Annotated in this window: 14 protein-coding genes and 2 pseudogenes; 14 read left to right on the top strand and 2 right to left on the bottom strand. The window is 37.4% G+C overall.

Features of this window, described 5'->3' with window-relative positions; all coding sequences use genetic code 11:
• Nucleotide 1: 1 nt before the first annotated feature.
• Together ACMFKV_RS01875 and ACMFKV_RS01870 are read right to left on the bottom strand one after the other, a co-directional pair.
• Nucleotides 2–922 (bottom strand): electron transfer flavoprotein subunit alpha/FixB family protein, encoded by a 921-nt coding sequence (locus tag ACMFKV_RS01875; RefSeq protein WP_336288058.1) that lies wholly within the window; start codon nucleotides 920–922, stop codon nucleotides 2–4.
• A 52-nt stretch (nucleotides 923–974) separates the two neighbouring features.
• Nucleotides 975–1,721, bottom strand: a complete 747-nt coding sequence (locus tag ACMFKV_RS01870) for an electron transfer flavoprotein subunit beta/FixA family protein (protein ID WP_413154380.1) — start codon at nucleotides 1,719–1,721, stop codon at nucleotides 975–977.
• A 576-nt stretch (nucleotides 1,722–2,297) separates the two neighbouring features.
• Here ACMFKV_RS01870 and ACMFKV_RS01865 point away from each other — a divergent pair.
• From ACMFKV_RS01865 to ACMFKV_RS01800, 14 genes and pseudogenes are all read left to right on the top strand, one after another.
• On the top strand, nucleotides 2,298–3,107 hold the full coding sequence (locus tag ACMFKV_RS01865; protein WP_413154379.1) for a hypothetical protein: 810 nt from the start codon (nucleotides 2,298–2,300) through the stop codon (nucleotides 3,105–3,107).
• Nucleotides 3,108–3,274: 167 nt separating this feature from the next.
• The gene (locus ACMFKV_RS01860) at nucleotides 3,275–4,195 is read left to right on the top strand and encodes a sulfite exporter TauE/SafE family protein (protein ID WP_336288055.1); all 921 of its coding nucleotides are present in this window, start codon (nucleotides 3,275–3,277) and stop codon (nucleotides 4,193–4,195) included.
• A gap of 2 nt (nucleotides 4,196–4,197) precedes the next feature.
• Nucleotides 4,198–4,998, top strand: a complete 801-nt coding sequence (locus ACMFKV_RS01855) for a TIGR02186 family protein (protein ID WP_336288054.1) — start codon at nucleotides 4,198–4,200, stop codon at nucleotides 4,996–4,998.
• Between the two features lie 591 nt (nucleotides 4,999–5,589).
• Nucleotides 5,590–7,212 (top strand): exodeoxyribonuclease VII large subunit, encoded by a 1,623-nt coding sequence (gene xseA, locus ACMFKV_RS01850; RefSeq protein ID WP_413154378.1) that lies wholly within the window; start codon nucleotides 5,590–5,592, stop codon nucleotides 7,210–7,212.
• Nucleotides 7,190–7,816 carry a DNA-3-methyladenine glycosylase I gene (locus tag ACMFKV_RS01845; protein ID WP_413154376.1) on the top strand — a complete coding sequence of 209 codons (627 nt, stop codon included), beginning with the start codon at nucleotides 7,190–7,192 and terminating at the stop codon, nucleotides 7,814–7,816. The genes xseA and ACMFKV_RS01845 overlap by 23 nt, the downstream gene beginning before the upstream one ends.
• Nucleotides 7,817–9,203: 1,387 nt before the next feature.
• Nucleotides 9,204–10,829, top strand: a complete 1,626-nt coding sequence (locus tag ACMFKV_RS01840; RefSeq protein ID WP_413154375.1) for an ABC transporter substrate-binding protein — start codon at nucleotides 9,204–9,206, stop codon at nucleotides 10,827–10,829.
• Nucleotides 10,830–11,225: 396 nt separating this feature from the next.
• Nucleotides 11,226–12,860 (top strand): ABC transporter substrate-binding protein, encoded by a 1,635-nt coding sequence (locus ACMFKV_RS01835; RefSeq protein ID WP_413154374.1) that lies wholly within the window; start codon nucleotides 11,226–11,228, stop codon nucleotides 12,858–12,860.
• Between the two features lie 236 nt (nucleotides 12,861–13,096).
• Nucleotides 13,097–14,731, top strand: a complete 1,635-nt coding sequence (locus ACMFKV_RS01830; RefSeq protein ID WP_413154373.1) for an ABC transporter substrate-binding protein — start codon at nucleotides 13,097–13,099, stop codon at nucleotides 14,729–14,731.
• 94 nt (nucleotides 14,732–14,825) lie between these two features.
• Nucleotides 14,826–15,899: an ABC transporter permease gene (locus tag ACMFKV_RS01825; protein WP_413154372.1), complete on the top strand. Its 1,074-nt coding sequence runs from the start codon at nucleotides 14,826–14,828 to the stop codon at nucleotides 15,897–15,899.
• Nucleotides 15,900–15,901: 2 nt separating this feature from the next.
• On the top strand, nucleotides 15,902–16,831 hold the full coding sequence (locus ACMFKV_RS01820) for an ABC transporter permease (RefSeq protein ID WP_336288047.1): 930 nt from the start codon (nucleotides 15,902–15,904) through the stop codon (nucleotides 16,829–16,831).
• 79 nt (nucleotides 16,832–16,910) lie between these two features.
• Nucleotides 16,911–17,702 (top strand): annotated as a pseudogene (locus tag ACMFKV_RS01815) (ABC transporter ATP-binding protein); the annotation flags it as partial.
• A complete protein-coding gene (locus ACMFKV_RS01810; RefSeq protein WP_413154370.1) occupies nucleotides 17,695–18,477 on the top strand; it encodes an ABC transporter ATP-binding protein in 783 nt (260 codons plus the stop codon). The pseudogene ACMFKV_RS01815 and the gene ACMFKV_RS01810, both read left to right, overlap by 8 nt.
• A gap of 566 nt (nucleotides 18,478–19,043) precedes the next feature.
• Nucleotides 19,044–19,298, top strand: a complete 255-nt coding sequence (locus ACMFKV_RS01805; RefSeq protein ID WP_413154450.1) for a tail protein X — start codon at nucleotides 19,044–19,046, stop codon at nucleotides 19,296–19,298.
• A pseudogene (locus tag ACMFKV_RS01800) lies at nucleotides 19,289–19,544 on the top strand (late control protein); the annotation flags it as partial. The gene ACMFKV_RS01805 and the pseudogene ACMFKV_RS01800, both read left to right, overlap by 10 nt.

Genomic DNA, 19,544 nt, shown 5'->3' with positions numbered 1-19,544 from the left:
TTTATAAAGCTTTCTCCAATTCAGGAATAATTTGATGAAGGTCGCCGACAAGGGCGTAGTCAGCAATTTGCATAATGGGGGCTTCTTCATCCTTATTAATGGCTACAATAACTTGTGCGTCCATTATTCCAGCTAAATGTTGAATTGCACCAGAAATGCCAACGGCAATATAGAGTTCAGGAGCGACGACTTTTCCTGTTTGTCCAATTTGCCAATCATTAGGTGCATAGCCTGCATCAACAGCTGCTCGGCTAGCGCCTAAGGCAGCTTCTAGTTTATTAGCAAGGGGGAGAAGGAGCGCCATAAATTGCTCCTGCGAACCAAGACCGCGCCCGCCAGATACAATAACACGTGCTGAAGCAATATGAGGACAATCGCTTTTACTGGTTTCTTCTTTAATGAAAGAAGAAAGGTTTGGATTGGGAGCTGGCGTTATTGTTTTGATGGGAGCTGCATCGTTTTGGGAGGGAGCTGGCGTGAAGCAGGCTGTGCGTACGGTTATAATTTTTTTAAGATCATTGCTGCGGACAGTTTCAATAGCATTTCCTGCATAAATTGGTCGTTTAAAGGTATGAGGTGCGACAATGGAGATGATATCTGAAATTTGCATAACATCAAGAAGAGCAGCCACGCGTGGCATTATATTTTTGCCCATGTTGGTAGAAGCAGCCATGATCACATCGTAATCATTTGCTCGTTGAACGATCGTATCTGCTACAGGTTCAGCTAATTGATTCGCTAGATAATCGGCTTCAGCAATAAGGACTTGCCGTACACCAGCCAGACGAGCAGTGTTTTCGGCAAGTGTTTGAACCTTTGTGCCACAAACCAAAATATCAATATTATCGCTGATTTCTCGAGCGGCAGTGAGTGCTTTTGCAGTTTCTTCTGTATTGTGTTCAGCCAATAAAAGAATTGCCATAAATTTTTGCCCTTTTATACATTGTTGCTTTTAACCAGTTTACTTTTGAATATTAAATGCGCTTTGTTTGTTTTAGTGCACTGACAAGCTCTGCTACATTAGTCATTTTAATACCAGATTGACGGGGTTGTGGTTCTTCAACGCTAAGGACTGTTAAGCGTGCTCGCGTGTCTACACCCAGATCAGCAAGTGTTTTTTGTTCAATGGGTTTCTTTTTCGCTTTCATAATATTGGGGAGAGAAGTATAACGTGGCTCGTTTAATCGCAGATCAGCAGTCATAACTATAGGAAAGGGGAGGCAAATAGTTTGTGTACCGTTATCGACTTCGCGGGTGACAGTTGCGTATCCATTTTCTATGTGGAGAGATGAGGCAAAAGTTGCTTGTCCCCAACCAAGAAGGGCAGCCAGCATTTGCCCAGTTTGGTTGCTGTCATCATCAATGGCTTGCTTGCCCAAAAAGACCATATCTGGTTTTTCTTCATGAATAATTCGTTTGAGAATCTTAGCAATTGCTAAGGGTTCGAGTGTTTCCTCAGTTGTTACAAGGATGGCTCGGTCAGCACCCATTGCAAGTCCAGTTCGTAAAGTTTCTTGTGCAGCTTCTGGTCCAATTGAAACAAGAACAACTTCTGAAATTTTTCCAGATTCCTTCTGGCGAACTGCCTCTTCCACGGCGATTTCGTCAAAAGGGTTCATAGACATTTTTACATGGGATAGATCAACACCTGTGCTATCAGGTTTGACGCGTATTTTGATGTTATAATCAACAACACGTTTGACAGCGACAATTACCTTCATAATGATCCTCTTTGTTTATACGGTCACGAGTTTATAATAATAATGCTCAGAAACCAAATCGTTTAGAACTGAATTTCTTTTATAATTCGTTTTTAATTATGTAAGCTTTCTTACATTTATTTGTATTTTTTATCATTAACCTATTGTGCATATTTATATTTTCGCTGCTTTATTTCTCAGTAATTGTTTTCTTCGTTTACATAAAAAGTACAAAATGTGATCGGGTATCGACTTCAAAAATTGAACATATTCATCATAGTTTGTGCAACAGTTTCATGAAAAGGAACTTGAAATAAGAGGTGCTAAAAATGGTATAAATATATGAATAACAAAATGGGAATATTCTTTTTTAGTTCCACGTGCTCAGACTCTATGGCTATGATGCGTATTCCATGGTAACGGTAAAATAGTGAAAAGCAAAATAGTTGTTTTTCAATTCAAATATTGAGAATAGAGACATCAAAATTATTATTTTAAGTGCTTCTGGTAATTTTTAAAGCTCTATTTACTAAAATAATGCACACTTCTTACTCATTTGTGCGATTCTTTGAAGAAGATAAATGAGGGGTAGCGTTTTTGAGTACGAAAAGTCATATTATAAATCAAGTTTCACACGACAAATTTTCTTCTTTTGCTGTTAAGCAAAAGAAGGCAGTGAATGCGCGTGCTGCAATGACAATGTCGGATATTGCTACAAATTTACGCTCTGTTCATGCACAAATGCAGATGAAGTCTTCACCTCATCATTTGATATCATCAGATCCCGTGGAAGATAGTTTTAAATCTTATTTGGATGATATTAGCCGAGCAATTTTGGCTGAGCACTCTATGCGCAGTAAAAGAGAAAAAGAGCTTTTTGAGCATTTGGGGCAGATTAAAATTCTTATTCAAAATTTGCATAGTGACTTGCGTAGCGAAAAGAAAAGTTCGCAAGAAACTGCAATGACGACACGACGTGTTTCTCGTTCAAAGTCGCTTGATTCTATAGTGCACCATCTTGCTCATATGGAAAGCCAAGCTAGCTTTTCGTGTCAAGAAGCGCCAAGTTTTTCGGAACAAAAAACTATGGATCAAACCCAAACAAATGTTGGAAATGCATTCCAACAAGGTGGGGGAAGTTCTTTACCAACAGACGTCATGAAGCCTCCTTTAAAAGAAGCTGAAGGGCTTATCGTGCATTCTACATCAAATATTCAAATATCTGGAGGTTGCGTTGAAGATAGTCAGTGTGATTCCTCTTTAAAAGCGGAGCCTTTGAAGGAGAGATTTTTTTTACGTTATCCTGTTAAAAAATTACTTATTTGTTTTTTAATTATTGCATTTATAGTAGCGATAACGTTATGTTCCTATAGCTTTTTGAGAGGAGCTCGTTTTTTTAATTTGTGATGTTGCTATTAGATCAGTGAATATGAGGGGTATATTTACACAATTCATGATTTTTCGACGGGATATGTAAAATCTAAAGCTGTTCTTTTTAAAAACACAACAAAGGTTATTAAAAAAGAGCTTAAAACTATCCAAACAAACCTCAAATTATATTGAAGGTTCTGTAAGTGAGTATTTATTTACCAATTGCTGAAATGTCGCTTAACATGCTGATTTTGATTGGTATGGGAGTGGTGGCAGGTTTTTTTTCAGGTCTTTTTGGGATTGGTGGTGGTTTTTTAATAACACCTTTATTAATCTTCTATAATATTCCTCCTGCTATTGCTGTTGGAACGGGGGCTAATCAGATGATTGCATCATCTGTGACGGGGGCGATTGCACACTTTAGAAGACGTACTCTTGATATTAAACTTGGTATTCTTTTAACGATTGGAGGGGGGATTGGTTCTTTAATCGGAATTCAAATTTTTTCAATTTTAAAAGAATTGGGGCAACTGGATCTCATTATTTCACTTCTTTATGTGATTCTACTTGGGAGTGTTGGAAGTTTGATGATTATTGAGAGCTGGTGTGATATGATGCGACAGCGCAAAGCACAAAAAATCCATATTCGTCTTGCTGGTCGGCATAATTGGATTCATAAATTGCCATTTAAAACGCGTTTTCGGACATCGATGATATATGTAAGCATTATTCCAGTTTTAGGAATTGGTTTAATTGTCGGGTTGCTTTCTTCTATTATGGGAATTGGTGGAGGGTTTTTCACTGTGCCAGCACTGGTTTATCTTTTACGTGTTCCAACCAGTGTAGTGATTGGAACTTCACTTTTTCAGATTACATTTGTTTCTTCTTTTACAACAATTTTACAAAGTGTGAGTCATCAGTCTGTTGATATTGTTTTGGCTTTCTTGTTGATGCTTGGAGGCAGTATTGGTGTGCAATACGGAATACGTGCTGGACGAAAATTAAAGGCTGAACAACTGCGTATGGCGCTTGCATTTTTGGTGTTGATTGTGTGTATGCGTCTCGCTTTTCAATTATTTATACGCCCTGATAACCTTTTCTCTCTAGCTACTTTTATGAGATAAAAATGGGTAAATTATTCTCTTTATGCATAATCGCGAGCTGGTTTTGTGTGCTTCCTTTTTCTACGTGGGCGGATGTGGGTGGAGAAGTTGCATCGGTTGATTGTGAAGCGATTCAGATTATTGTCACAACAAATACGATCACAGTTGATGCACATTTCGATGGTCGTGATCTTTATATTGCTGGAGTTTTGGAAAATATTGATCCGCTATATTCTCGACAAAAACGCTATGATATTGTTGTGGTCTTGGAAGGACAAACACGACCTATGGTGATGCGAGAAAAGAAACGGAATGCTGGAGTTTGGGTTAATTCAGGTTCCCTCATTTTTGAAAATGTTCCCTCCTTTTATTCAATGGTAACAACGCGCGAAATCGATGATATTACCAGTGCGGAAAATTATAAACGCTTGAAGTTGGGGTTATCTTATTTTTTGCTGCAGACAAATGAAAAAGACCCAGCAAAAATACAAACTTTTCGCAATGAGCTTATAAAATTGCAAAAAGCTAAAAAACTTTATAATGAAGAAGTCGGGGGTGTTCATTTTGGCTCTGGTTCACTCTTTACAGCGTATTTTCAGTTACCAGCAAACATTCCTGTTGGGCATTATCAAGTGCATGCTTATCTTTTTCGTGATGGAAAATTTATTGATAGTGCAAGCACTACACTCGAAATAGTTAAAGCGCATATTGCTTATACGATTTTCTATGGGGCTCACAAGTACAGTTTTTTGTATGGTATTATTGCAGTACTTGTGGCTATTAGTACAGGCTTTTTATGCCGTTTGATTTTTCGAAAAGATTAGCAAGGGGAAGTTCTAAGATATTTATTTTGCGCAGAAAATGCGTGAAAAAGAAAAACAGGCACAGCAATAATTGTTCCCATTATGCTCATATGAAAAAAGTTTGTAAAAGTTATCAATCCTACCTTTCCATAAATATTTAAAAAACTTTACGGATTGTTTGCGTATTATCGTGAAGTATTTATTCTAAAAAATTTGCCATAATGTCGACAAGAAATAATAGAGGGATAGGTTATTTTTTAGTATATCTCGTGCGTATATTACATTTCAATTGCGTAATAGAAAATATTATCGCTACTATAAAAGAAAATAAAAGAAAGGCGATGTTTTTGCTTTTTTTGTGCATTTACTTTTCTGTAAGACGGAGGGAGCATTTGTGCTCGTTTTTTAAGTGTGTTCACGTTTTGTTAGCACTTTTCGTGAAAGGGGAAGGATTTTTTAGTACGTTGAGAATTTCTCAATAGCAACAAATAATATGTTGTGTATAGAATCTTATTTGAGACATTCTATTTTATTGAAGTGTTATTCATTTTGATGAATACATGTTTGTGTAAATATCAAAATTGAATATCTTAACATCCGTGAATTGGAAAAATGGTAAATTTGTTTGTCGAAAAAACAGTAGCTACGAATGTAGTGGAATTTAGTGTTTCTGAAATAGCGGGTGCTTTAAAGCGCGTTGTTGAAGAAAAATTTGGTTATGTGCGGGTGCGTGGAGAAATATCAGGTTATCGTGGTCCACATGCTTCAGGTCACGCTTATTTTGCCTTAAAAGATGATAAGGCGCGGTTAGAGGCTGTTATTTGGCGTGGTGTTATGGGCAATCTCAAATTTCCTCCTGAAGAAGGAATGGAAGTGGTTGCTGTGGGAAAGCTTACGACTTTTTCTGGGTCATCAAAGTATCAAATTATCATTGAGGCTCTTGAGCCAACGGGGGTTGGTGCTTTGATGGCACTGCTAGAAAATCGCAAAAAAAAACTTGCCGATGAAGGCTTATTTGATGAAGCAAAGAAGAAACCTTTGCCTTATATGCCCAAAATTATAGGTGTTGTGACATCACCAACAGGTGCTGTTATTCGCGATATTATTCATCGTATATCAGATCGTTTTCCGTTGCATATTTTGGTTTGGCCCGTACGGGTTCAGGGAGAAACAAGTGGTCAGGAAGTGGCTGCTGCTATTGAAGGTTTTAATGCGTTGCCTTTAGAAGGCGTTGTTCCTAAGCCTGATGTCATTATTGTTGCGCGAGGAGGAGGAAGTTTAGAAGATTTGTGGGGGTTTAATGATGAAGCCGTTGTTCGTGCTGTTTCTGCTTCTTCTCTTCCTGTTATTTCTGCTGTTGGGCATGAGACGGACTGGACTTTGATTGATTATGTCGCTGATTGGCGCGCTCCAACTCCTACGGGAGCGGCAGAACGGGCAGTTCCCGTTAAGCTTGATCTTGAAGTGCAAGTGGCATCGCTTGGTGCGCGTTTGCGTAAGGGATTGGTGCGTTATTTTGATTTTTATCAACAAAGGTTGCGTGCAGTTGTGCGAGGTCTTCCGACTGCCGATCAGCTTTTTTCTTTATCTCGGCGTAGTTTTGATGAAATTTCAAGTCGATTACAGCGTGCTTTTTGTGTGAGCTACGAAAAAAAACGTTTTTATTTTCATACAGCTAATTTACGTTTTTCGCCGCGTTTATTGAAATTTGATTTTCATCAACAAAAATTATATGCAGTTGTGCAAAGGCTTCCGAATGCCAACCAACTTTTTGTTTTACCTCGGCGTAGTTTTAGTGAAACTTTAAGTCGATTACAGCGTGCTTTTTGTGTAAGTTACGAGAAAAAACGTTTGCATTTTCATGCACTTGATGTACGACTCTCGTCGCGTTTACTAAATACTGAAAAAGCACAACGCAGTATAACGCAATATACTGCACGTCTTTGTCGTGCTTTTTTGCACAATGTTGAAAAACAACGCGCTCGGATGGAGATAGCATTCAGGATTTTAAGAAGCACTTCATATCAAAATATTTTAGAACGTGGTTTTGTTTTGGCTCTGGGGCAAGATAATAAACCTATTAAGCGGTTGGTGCAGATTCCTGAAACAGGCTCCATAAATTTACGATTTTTTGACGGTGAAATTGGTGTTTCAACACATGAGCATGTTCTCAAGAGGTCTTCAAAATCTAAACGAATAAAGTCAAGACAAGATGATCAAGGAACGCTCTTTTGATACGATAAATTCAATGCTCGATGAAGGGCTTCTTATGGGGGCGGATGGAAAAGTTCGTTGTTCATGGGCAGGAACTGACCCGCTTTATTGTGCTTATCATGATGATGAATGGGGAAAACCTGTTTTTGATGATTATCGTTTATTTGAAAAAATTTGTCTTGAAGGTTTTCAGGCGGGGCTTTCTTGGCTGACAATTTTAAAAAAAATTTCTCATTTTCGCCAAGCTTTTGACTCTTTCGATTTCGAAAAGATTGCTTGTTATGATGAAGAAAAGATCAAAACATTAATGCTTGATAAAAATATTATTCGTCATCAGGGAAAAATTCGGTCAGTGGTTAATAACGCTTTCAAAGCGCAGAAAATTGTTGCAGAGTGGGGTAGTTTGTCTCACTATTTTTGGTCTTTTCAGCCACCGCAATTTGAGCGTTATGAAAAAGTAAATTTTCAAATATTGCGGGATAATCCTATCACGCCTACTTCTATCCGTCTTGCGGCAGATTTAAAAAAACGTGGCTGGACATTTGTCGGTCCCACAATTTGTTACGCTTTTATGCAGGCAATAGGAATTGTTAATGATCATCTTGAAGGATGCTTTTGTCGTTAAATTCGCAAAGTTTTTTATGATAGGTGAAACTATATTGTTTAAATGAGATAATAAAAGAACATAGAATAGTTTTTTGGCAGCTTATTTGCTTTTTGTCATTTGGTAATTGTTTGAGGGCGTGAAAGGACAATGTACAGCTGTTGTTAATAGATACAATAATGTAACCTCAGGAAAATTTAGAGAAAAATCAGTCCATGCTTTTTCAAAAACGGTTTCTAAAATCGTCGCAGGTGCGTGTTAGTTTGTTAATTTTGAGTAATATCTGCCTCTTAGTTAGTTGTACAATAGCTGTAATGGAGCAATTGCGCGTTGTAATGTTTCTTGAAATGTAATGAAATATATTTGGTAAAATTTTTACTGAATGCATAATTATTGATTATAGTTTGTATGGTGTACAATTATCAAATACTCGTGAACAAAATACAGATAAATTGTCATATGAAAAACTAATATTAAATTACTTAGGATACTTGTGTGAAGCTGTATTATCTGATAGTTTTTCCTTTCAGGATAGGTCTTTTTTTGTGTGAGTTTCTAGTTTTTTAGAAAAAATGTTTAAGATTAGACAGGTTTTTATTCATTGTATTGCTTAAATGAAATTGCGAGCATTTACCGTTGAAAAAGGGTGTTGGTGCGGTTTGTGGTTTTTAGCGCGGATTTTTTGCTGATGTGAAGATGCGAAGCAGTGTGAACATTGAAATTGAGAAAAATTTATAGTCTGTGATACTTTGAGGGGATTTGTATGGTAAATTTTATTCTTAATCAATAAAAGAAGTGCGTTTGGGTTATGCACTCTCTTTTTGGTAATGATATCCTTGAAAAAATGACTCTAAGATAAGTTGATGTTTTTTATGCGAATTTTATTATTGCCAAATAGTTTGGTATTGTAGGTAAAAAAGAACTTTTTTTACGCATAGCTTTCAAAAAATTAAAGAGTTTTTTTACTGAAGCTGGTGTTTTGGTAGCGGTATTTTTCGCTGTATCGATTGTTCAATTCAGCCACTATAATGCAGTAAGGATGGATATGTGTTTTGGAATTGGATATCTGAGGGGCGCAATCATTTTTAATACAGTGTAAAAGGATAAGATGGTGTACTTGTGAATCTTCATACGGATTTTACACATTGCTTACAATATTTAGTGGTCGGCTTGAGAAGAAAATGCGGCTTATTGTCGCGTGTAAAGAAGTGTTGTGATGTAAATGTGAGCTGGTGAGCTGTGAAGGTGGATGCTTACTTTTTATGATTTAATTGAGATGCAAGTCAGTGAATTAAAAAGAAACGACTGTATATATTAAATCGTCTTTATTCGGTCTTTGTGGTTATAATTTTTTTGTATCATTTCAGAAGAGTTAATTAATATATATGTTATATAAAGGGAAAAGTTTATGAATTTGAAAAGAAAGATATTGAAAGGGAGTAGTTCTTTTGTTTCTGCTCTGGTTGCTATGGGGGTATTTTTGCAACAAGTTCCAGCGAAAACGCCTGTTGATACGCTTGTAATGGCTTGGGATATTGATGCAATCAGTACATTTGATCCTGCACAAATTAATGAAGTTATACCAGATGAAATTATTCTCAATGTTTGTGATAATTTGGTTAGTGCTTCTCGAGATGATGCAGCAAAAGTGGTGCCGTCTTTGGCAAAAAGTTGGGATGTTGCAAGTGATGAACATAGTACAACATTTACTTTTCATTTACGTGATGACTTGAAGTTTAACGATGGTCGTTCTGCTAATGCCAATGATCTTGTTTGGAGTATGAAGCGGGTTGTCAAATTAAACATGGCTAATGCTGCGATATTTAGTGATTATGGTATCACTGCCGAAACAGTTGATTCTGCTTTTCAAGCGCCAGATGAGAAAACCGTGATAATAAAATTTGATAAGTCTTATCCGGAAGAGCTCCTTTTTAATAATGTTATTGTCAGCCGTGCCACTGCTTTGCTTGATCGTGAAACCATTATGAAAAATGAACACAATGGTGATCTGGGAAATCGATATTTAGCAAGTCATATTGCTTGTGTGGGACCTTATCAGTTAGAAAGTTGGCGTCCTGGAGAAGCCATTTTATTGCGTGCAAGCTCTAATTATTGGGGGCAGGCGCCTAAGATGAAGCGAATTTTCATTCGCCATGTTGCGGAATCGGGAACGCAACGCTTATTGTTGCAAAAACACGATATTGATGTTGCACGTAATTTGACGCCTGAGGATTTAGCAGATCTTCAAGCAACAACAGATATTAAGGTTGAGAGAGTGTTGGTGCCGTCCATGATGTATTGGGGGTTCAACATGATGAATCCTATTTTTGCTAATGAAAAAGTGCGTTTAGCGATGCGCTATCTTATTGATTATGAAGGTCTTGCAAAGACAACCCTTAAAGGGATTGCTATTCCACGTGCAAGCTTTCTTCCTCTTGGTACTTTGGGTGCTTTGGATGAAAAAGAAGGGCAGCCTTTCAAAGTTGATTTTCAAAAAGCGAAGCAACTTTTAACTGAGGCAGGTTATCCAGATGGCTTTGAGGCAGATATTATGGTAGGAGCATCCTCTCTTAATTTGCCGATTATGCAGTCTATCCAAGATAATGCAGCAAAAGTGGGGGTGCGTTTGAAAATTGAACGCTTAGGAGGTGCGCAATTATTTTCAAAAATTTATGCACGTACTTTTGATACTGTTTTTGTCGGTTGGAATAATGATTCTGCAGATCCTCATACAATGGCTTTACGCCTTATTTACAACCCTGATAATCGGTTGGAAGCTAAAAATACAGCTTATCCAAGTTGGCAGAAGGGATATTTTGATGCAAATATGAATCAAAAAGTTGAGGAAGCATTATTCGAAAAAAATCCTCAAAAGCGGGCAGAAATATATGCTGATTTGCAGCGTGAGCTTATGCAAAAAGGACCATATGCTTTTATTTTTCAAAAATATAGTGTTGTAGCTATGTCACCTGTTATCAAAAAATGGGTTTGGAATAATGCACCTCGCATTTTTTATAGTGCAATTGAGAAATAAACATATATTAAATGCTGTAATATAAGGTGAATCGTAATTGTGACATAACTAATGCCTCTGCATGAAATGTGATTTTAAACCGTTTAAGATATAAATTGCAGAGGGGCATTAGTATTTAACTTATAAGCGTATTTAAGATGCAAACTAATAATTCAGGGTAATCAATATTTACAATTATAAGAAAGTTATATTGTGAGAGGTTTCTGCGGTATTATAGGGTGTATATTTCAATTTGTAAATTAACGCTTAAGAGTATGTTTTATGAAGGTTAGGTAGAAAAATTTATTGTGTTGTTGAAAAGTGAAATAGGAAAATCAGAAATGTGGCGTTTATAAAGAAATGCTTCGTTTATAAATTGTCTAAAAGATGAAGTAGAATGTAAAAGTGGGGGGTAAAATGCAAAAGAAAAACGCGTTAAAGAAGTTTTTTATTTTATTGGGAGTGATGAGTTTTCTGAATGGATCCATGGCATCGGCGTCTAGTCTGTCGTTTAAAGATGTATTAGTGATGGCGTGGAATATTGATTCAATTAGCAGTTTTGATCCAGCGCAATCTCTTGAGAGTGTGACGAGTGAATTATTGCTGAATATGTGCAGTGCGTTAGTGGAATATGATAAATCTGCATCTGCAAAAATTCGTCCTGCGATGGCTCAGTCTTGGGATGTTTTGGATAATGGCAAAAGAATTGTTTTTCACCTTCGGGATGATTTAAAGTTTAATGATGGAAGGATGGCAACGGCGCAAGATCTTGCTTGGTCGATGCGCCGTATTGTTAAATTAGGATTTAGCTATGCTCGGTTTTTGACTGATTATGGGTTTACCAAAGATAATATTGAAACAAGTATTCAAGCTTTGGATGACAAAACTCTACAATTGAAATTGGATAAGCCTTATCCTGTCCAGCTTATATTGACTATGATTGGGCAATCCTATTCTTCAGCTTTGCTTGATCGCAAGACCGTTGAAGCCAATAGTGTTAATGGTGATATGGGCAATAAATATTTGGCTACGCATTCGGCTTGTGTTGGTCCTTATAAATTGGTGCGTTGGAATCCAGGGGAGAAAGTTATATTAGAGGCGGCTCAACATTATTGGGGAGAAGCGCCAAAAATACAACAAATTGTAATACAGCATGTCGCTGAATCTGCAAGCCAGAGATTGCTTTTGGAAAAAGGTGATGTAGATATAGCGCGTGATCTTTCTTCAGAAGATATTTTAGGAATTGAACAACAAGAGGGTCCTGTAAAAGTTAGCCGTGTTTTACGACCACAGTCTGTTTACTTATCGTTGAATAACAAAAATGCAGTTTTTTCTCATGAAAAAGTAAGATTGGCACTTCGTTATCTGGTTGATTACGAAAATCTTGGCAAAACTGTTTTAAAGGGTGTTGCTATCCCACGTGCAAGTTATATGCCATTGGGTATTCCAGGGGCTTTAGATGAAAAAGAAGGACAGCCGTTTAAGTTAGATTTAGAAAAAGCCAAGCAGTTAATAAGTGAAGCTGGTTATCCTAACGGTTTTAAGGTGAATCTTTTGGTTGGCAGCCTTCCCTACATGTCACCTGTTGCGCAGTCTATTCAAGAGAATGCACGTAAAATTGGTGTTGAGCTTATAATTGAAAGAATGGCACAAAATCAATTGTTGAGTCATGTTCGTAGTGGAAATTATGATACTGCAATTATGAGGTGGGGGAGTTACGAACTTGATGGACATCCTGTTTCCTTAAATAGTGTTTTTAGTCCTAGAGCAGCATCTAAAAAAAAGCACAGTATATATGGGGCTTCGCGTTCTGGCTATTATGATGAAAATGCTAATAAAATGGTGATGGATGCATTGTTTGAGTCAGATCAAAAAAAGCGTATCGAGCGATATCGTGCTTTACAGCATTACATGTTTGAGCATGGTCCTATGGTTTACTTATTTCAGACATATTATACCGTTGGTATGGCACCTGCAGTAAAAAATTGGGTCTGGAATAGTTTTAGGATTTACTACAATGATGTAGAAAAATACGCACAGTCACATGAATAAAAGCAGTTTGTGGTGGATGCAGTCTATATTTTATAATTATGAGAAATCATATTTGAAAGATGTTTGTTGTGTTATGGGATATATATCTTAATTTGTAAATTAACGCTTGAGAATATGCTTTATGAAGGTTAGGTAAAAAAATTTATTGTGCTGTTGAAAGGTGAAATAGAAAAATCAGAAATGCTTCGTTTATAAATTGTCTAAAAGATAAAATGGAATGCAAAGTGGTGAATAAAATGAAAAAGAAAAGCGCGTTAAAGAAGTTTTGTATTTTGTTGGGAGTGATGAGTTTTCTGAATGGATCCATGGCGTCGGCTTCTAGTCCGTCACTTAAAAATGTATTGGTGATGGCGTGGAATATTGATTCAATTAGCAGTTTTGATCCAGCGCAATCTCTTGAGATTGTGACGAGTGAATTATTGATGAACATGTGTAGTGCGTTAGTGCAGTATGATAAATCTGATGCTACGAAAATTCGTCCTGCGATGGCTCAGTCTTGGGATGTTTTGGATGGTGGCAAAAGAATTGTTTTTCACCTTCGGGATGATTTAAAATTTGATGATGGAAGGGTAGCAACGGCGCAAGATCTTGCTTGGTCGATGCGCCGTATTGTTAAATTAGGATTTAATTATGCTCAGTCTTTGATAAATTATGGGTTTACCAAAGATAATATTGAAACAAGTATTCAAGCTTTGGATGACAAAACTCTACAATTGAAATTGGATAAGCCTTATCCTGTCCAACTTATATTGACTGTGATTGGACAGTCTTATGCTTCAGCTTTGCTTGATCGCAAGACCGTTGAAGCCAATAGTGTTAATGGTGATATGGGCAATAAATATTTGGCTACGCATTCGGCTTGTGTTGGTCCTTATAAATTGGTGCGTTGGAATCCAGGGGAGAAAGTTATATTAGAGGCGGCTCAACATTATTGGGGAGAAGCGCCAAAAATACAACAAATTGTAATACAGCATGTCGCTGAATCTGCAAGCCAGAGATTGCTTTTGGAAAAAGGTGATGTAGATATAGCGCGTGATCTTTCTTCAGAAGATATTTTAGGAATTGAACAACAAGAGGGTCCTGTAAAAGTTAGCCGTGTTTTACGACCACAGTCTGTTTACTTATCGTTGAATAACAAAAATGCAGTTTTTTCTCATGAAAAAGTAAGATTGGCACTTCGTTATCTGGTTGATTACGAAAATCTTGGCAAAACTGTTTTAAAGGGTGTTGCTATCCCACGTGCAAGTTATATGCCATTGGGTATTCCAGGGGCTTTAGATGAAAAAGAAGGACAGCCGTTTAAGTTAGATTTAGAAAAAGCCAAGCAGTTAATAAGTGAAGCTGGTTATCCTAAAGGTTTTAAGGCGAATCTTTTGGTTGGAAGCCTTCCCTACATGTCACCTGTTGCGCAGTCTATTCAAGAGAATGCACGTAAAATTGGTGTTGAGCTTATAATTGAAAGAATGGCACAAAATCAATTGTTGAATCATGTCCGTAGTGGGAATTATGATACTGCAATTATGAGGTGGGGAAGCTCTGACCCTGACGGGCATCCTGTTTCCTTAAATAGTGTTTTGAATCCTGATCCAACATTTACAAAAAAGCACAGTATGTATTTGGCTTGGCGTGCTGGTTATTATGATGAAAATGCTAATAAAATGGTAATGGATGCATTGTTTGAGCCAGATCAAAAAAAGCGTATCGAGCAATATCGTGCTTTACAGCGTTATGTTCTTGAGCATGGTCCTATGGTTTACTTATTTCAGACATATTATACTGTTGGTATGGCACCTACAGTAAAAAATTGGGTCTGGAATAGTTTTAGAATTTACTACAATGATGTAGAAAAATATGCACAGTCACATGAATAAAATTGTGTAGAGTGCTTGAGTGTAATTTATTTTACTGTGTGGCGGGGGAAAAGCGTCGCACTCACGTTTTATAAGTGTGTAGGATTTTACCAATATGACTTTATCATTGCCAGAAGCCAATGGAGTAGTATCATCAAAGCAGAAAAGTTTGCATTTATGGGCTTTTTTTTGCAAAGTATTTAAGTTGCTGATTTCAGTATTTATTACTTTGCTTGGTTTGGTGACCATCACTTTTTTTATTGGTCACCTTCTTCCTTTAGATCCTGTTCTTGCTATTCTCGGTGATAATATTAGTCAAGAAGCTTATGATGCAATGTTTTATAAGTTGGGTCTTGATAAGCCGCTGATTGTTCAATATTGGAATTATCTTCATGATATATTTTTGTTTGATTTTGGAGATGCTTTAACTTCGGGGCGTCCTGTCTCAAAAGATATTATGCGCGTATTTCCTGCAACATTAGAGCTTGCAACAGTTGCGGTCATTATTGCCACAAGTCTTGGTATTCCGCTTGGTGTCTTTGCAGCAATGTATCGTGATTCATTTATCGATTACTTTGTTCGTATTTTTACACTCCTTAGTTACTCAACACCGACTTTTTGGCTTGGATTGATGGCGTTATTGATATTTTACGCTAAGCTTGGCTGGATTGGTGGTCCAGGGCGAATTGATTTTATTTATGAATATTCTTTTGAAGCCAGAACAGGATTTTTCCTTTGGGATACTGCGCGACAAGGGCAGTGGGAAGCTTTTGGTAATGCTTTTGGGCATATTATTATGCCTGCTTTAATTTTAGCTTCTGGTGCTATGGCTTATATTAGCCGTATGACTCGTGGGTTTATGATTGAGCAACTTAATCAGGAATATATTATTACTGCACGTGTTAAGGGATTATCTTGGATGCGGACAGTTTGGTGTCATGCTTTTCGCAATGCAGCTGTTCAGATTATTACCGTTGTTGCGCTTTCATATGCTTTTTTATTAGAAGGTGCTGTATTAACAGAGACAATTTTTGCGTGGCCTGGTTTTGGGCGTTATATGACGAATGCTCTTTTGGCAGGGGATATGAATGCAGTTGTAGGCTGTACTTTGTTTGTAGGCTGTATTTTTATCGTCATTAATTTATTTTCTGATTTACTTTATCGCATTTTTGATCCGAGGACACGTTGAATATGACAATAATTAATCATCATGAATCACAATCGGCATTTTCTTTGCGCAGTTGGTTAAATGAATCTGTTCCGCGCTCAATAGTTCAAGCAAATGCGCAAAAAATTTATCACGCAGCGATCAAATTTTCTCATAATTTTTCGGCTGTGTTTGGTTTGATTATTATTTTTATTATTATCTTATGTGCTATTTTTGCTCCTTGGATTGCTACCCATGATTTTGTGAGCAATGATCTTGCACACCGATTGCAGCCGCCATCTATGTTGCATTATTTAGGGACAGATGAATTAGGGCGTGATATTTTTAGTCGACTAGTTTTTGGTGCGCGTATCACCCTTTATATAGTATTTCTCACCACAATTATTGTCGGGCCTATAGGGCTGATTGTTGGGACTGTATCTGGCTATATAGGGGGGTGGGTTGATATTGTCCTTATGCGCATTGTTGATATTTTTTTGGCTTTTCCAGGTTTAATTTTAGCATTTGCTTTTTCAGCGGCTTTGGGACCAGGTATTGAGAATGCAGCTATTGCGATTTCAATTGCAGCGTGGCCACCGATAGCACGTTTAGCGCGTGCAGAAACTTTGACCATACGCTCTTCTGATTATGTTGCCGCAATCCATCTGCAAGGTGCATCATCTTGGCGAATTATTTTATTTCACATTGCACCGATGTGTATTCCTTCAGTAGTTATACGGTTAACATTGAATATGTCTGGAATTGTTTTGACAGCTGCTGGTCTTGGTTTTTTGGGGTTAGGTGCCCAGCTTCCAAGTCCTGAATGGGGAGTAATGCTTTCGACAGGTCGTGAATTTATGATGACAAGTTGGTGGTTAGCAGCGATGCCAGGTTGTGCAATAGTATTTGCAAGTCTTGCTTTTAACCTTTTAGGTGATGGGCTTCGTGATATATTGGATCCGCGCAATGGATAAAAAATTATTAGATATAGAAAATTTACGTATTTCTTTTCCAACAATGCGCGGCATTGCAGAAGTTGTGCGCGGCGTTAGTTTTTCCGTAGGAAAGGAAAAAATTGGAATTGTTGGCGAATCTGGGTCTGGAAAGTCAATGACTGGACGGGCAATACTAAAGCTGAGCCCAAAAGCAGCAATCGTTAAAGCTAAAAAAATGCACTTTGATGATGTCAATTTACTGACTGCGAGTGAAACACAGATGCGGACTATTCGTGGGAAGCGCATTTCAATGATTTTACAGGATCCCAAATATTCGCTTAATCCGCTAGTGCGAATTGGGGATCAGATCATGGAAGCTTATCGTACACACTATCGTGTTTCAAAAGTGGTGGCGTGGGAAAAAACAGTTTCTATGTTAGAATCTGTTCATATTCGCAATCCTGAGCATGTTATGCGATTATTTCCTCATGAAATATCAGGAGGCATGGGGCAGCGGGTTATGATTGCTATGATGCTTATTCCTAAACCTGATTTGATTATTGCAGATGAGCCAACTTCTGCACTTGATGTTACTGTGAGGTCTCAGGTTTTGTCGGTATTAGATGAACTTGTAACAAAATCGGGAATGGGGCTTATTTTTATTAGTCATGATTTGAATATGATTGCTGATTTTTGTGATCGTGTTCTGGTGATGTATGCTGGTCGCATATTAGAAGAATTGCCTGCGTGCGATTTATCGCGTGCGTGTCATCCTTATACCAAGGCTTTATTAAATAGTTTGCCACGGCTTGATAAACCAGTTGATGTTTTGGCTGTTCCTGAGCGAGATCCCGATTGGCTACATGGTCCAACGATTGTTAATGGTGTTGAAGGAGTGTACCATGACTAATTGTGAAAATATCATTGATGTTTCCAATTTATCTGTCACTTTTGGACGTGGGCACAAGACAATAAAAGTTGTTAAAGATGTCAATTTCCATATTAAGCGCGGTGAGGCTTATGGTTTAATCGGCGAGTCAGGGTGTGGAAAATCGACTATTTTGAATGCATTAGTAGGGCTTATTTCGCATTATAATGGAGACTTCATTTTTGATGGAAAAAAAGTATTAGAGAAAAAAAGCAAAGCTTTTTTACGTCGTATTCAAATAGTGTTTCAAGATCCCTATGCTTCGCTTCATCCAAGAAAAATGGTGCATACCGTTCTTTCAGAATCGCTTGCAATTCACGGTATGGATAATCGAAAAGAGCGTGTATACAATGTTTTAGATGCTGTTGGTTTAGATTCTTCATTTCTTTATCGTTACCCACATGAGTTATCTGGAGGGCAGCGTCAGCGAATTGCTTTAGCACGGGCTTTGATTATTGAACCAGAGGTTTTGTTGCTAGATGAACCAACATCTGCATTAGATGTGTCGGTACAAGCTGAAATTTTGAATTTGTTGAAATCATTGCGGGAAAAAAAGAAATTAACCTATTTGATGGTATCCCATGATCTTCCCGTTATTGCTCATATATGTGAACGTGTTGGCATTATGCATAAGGGAGTTATTCTTGAAGAGCTCAGTAATGATGATTTACGTAACTTGCATGCACAACATGATTATACAAAGATGTTTTTTGAAGCGAGTATCGAGCCTATTTCTCATAAAGAAGAAAGGGTATGATAGATGTTACAGAAAAGAGTGAAGTTTTTTCTGTTTTAGGCTTCTATCTTTGCAAGATGAATTTTCTCATTTTTTCTGATATTAAAAAATTTGATCAATGTAGATTTGCTGAGAGAAATCGTTATTGTAGTATTTTTGATGTTGTGTAGCAGTATTCGTTAAGTAATAGTGCTTATTATCCAATATAAATAATGCAAGCTTTTTCTTCTATTTTTCTTTCCTATACTCGCTGGTATATCAGAGTTTTTATTGAGACTTTTGGGTTTTGAATGAGAAGCTGCATCGTTTAACTTAGTGAAAATTTTTTTTATTTTTTAGCTGCAATTGATTTTAAATGTACAGCAAAGAGTTGCTATTGTTTACCTTAATTGTACTATCCAGTTCTATAAAATTTTTAGGGGTTTCAAGGCTAAGGTTTGAAACAAAACTTGAGTGGCTTTTGGAAATGGCTCAGCAATTTTTTTACGTGTGAGAAAATTTTCTTGAGAGCGTTAAAGCTAACTAAAATGGAGCAGGTAGAGGAAGATTTAGCTGATTGGATTGTGGATGGTTTTAGTGCTTCATCAATGAAAATTCCTGAAAAACATCTGCTTGTAGAACTAGAGGATATGAGCCTTGATCTGATTTGCTATGAGCATGCAGCTTCTGTTCTAGGGGATCGTGCTCAAGTGGGAGCTTTAGAAGGGTATTTAGAAGCCGCCTTATCAGCGAATCTAGGGATTGCCCAATATGGTCATTTTTTGCCGCGAGGTTTGCGTGTTCTCCTGCCTGAATTTACAACGCGTGAGAAGAAAAGCACGGTGAGGCGCTTATGGGATTAAGGTATACACGCCCTTTTATTGTGGTGAAAGTGGGTGACAAACCTGTTCATGAGGTTTTTTACCAGCGTCTTTTATCTGCCACCATCGTTGATCATGTAGGGAATGAATGTGATACATTTGAGGCAGAATTTGATGATAGTGGCAATGATTTAGAGATTCCCCAAAGTAAAAGCGATCTACAGGTTAGCTTTGGTTATGAGGACAGCATCAGTGCTTCGATGGGATGTTTTATTGTCGAATCGGTTG

Source organism: Bartonella propinqua (assembly GCF_047263965.1).
GTDB lineage: Bacteria > Pseudomonadota > Alphaproteobacteria > Rhizobiales > Rhizobiaceae > Bartonella.
Note: the sequence above shows the minus strand (reverse complement) of the source record. Positions and strands in the feature narration are given on the sequence as shown.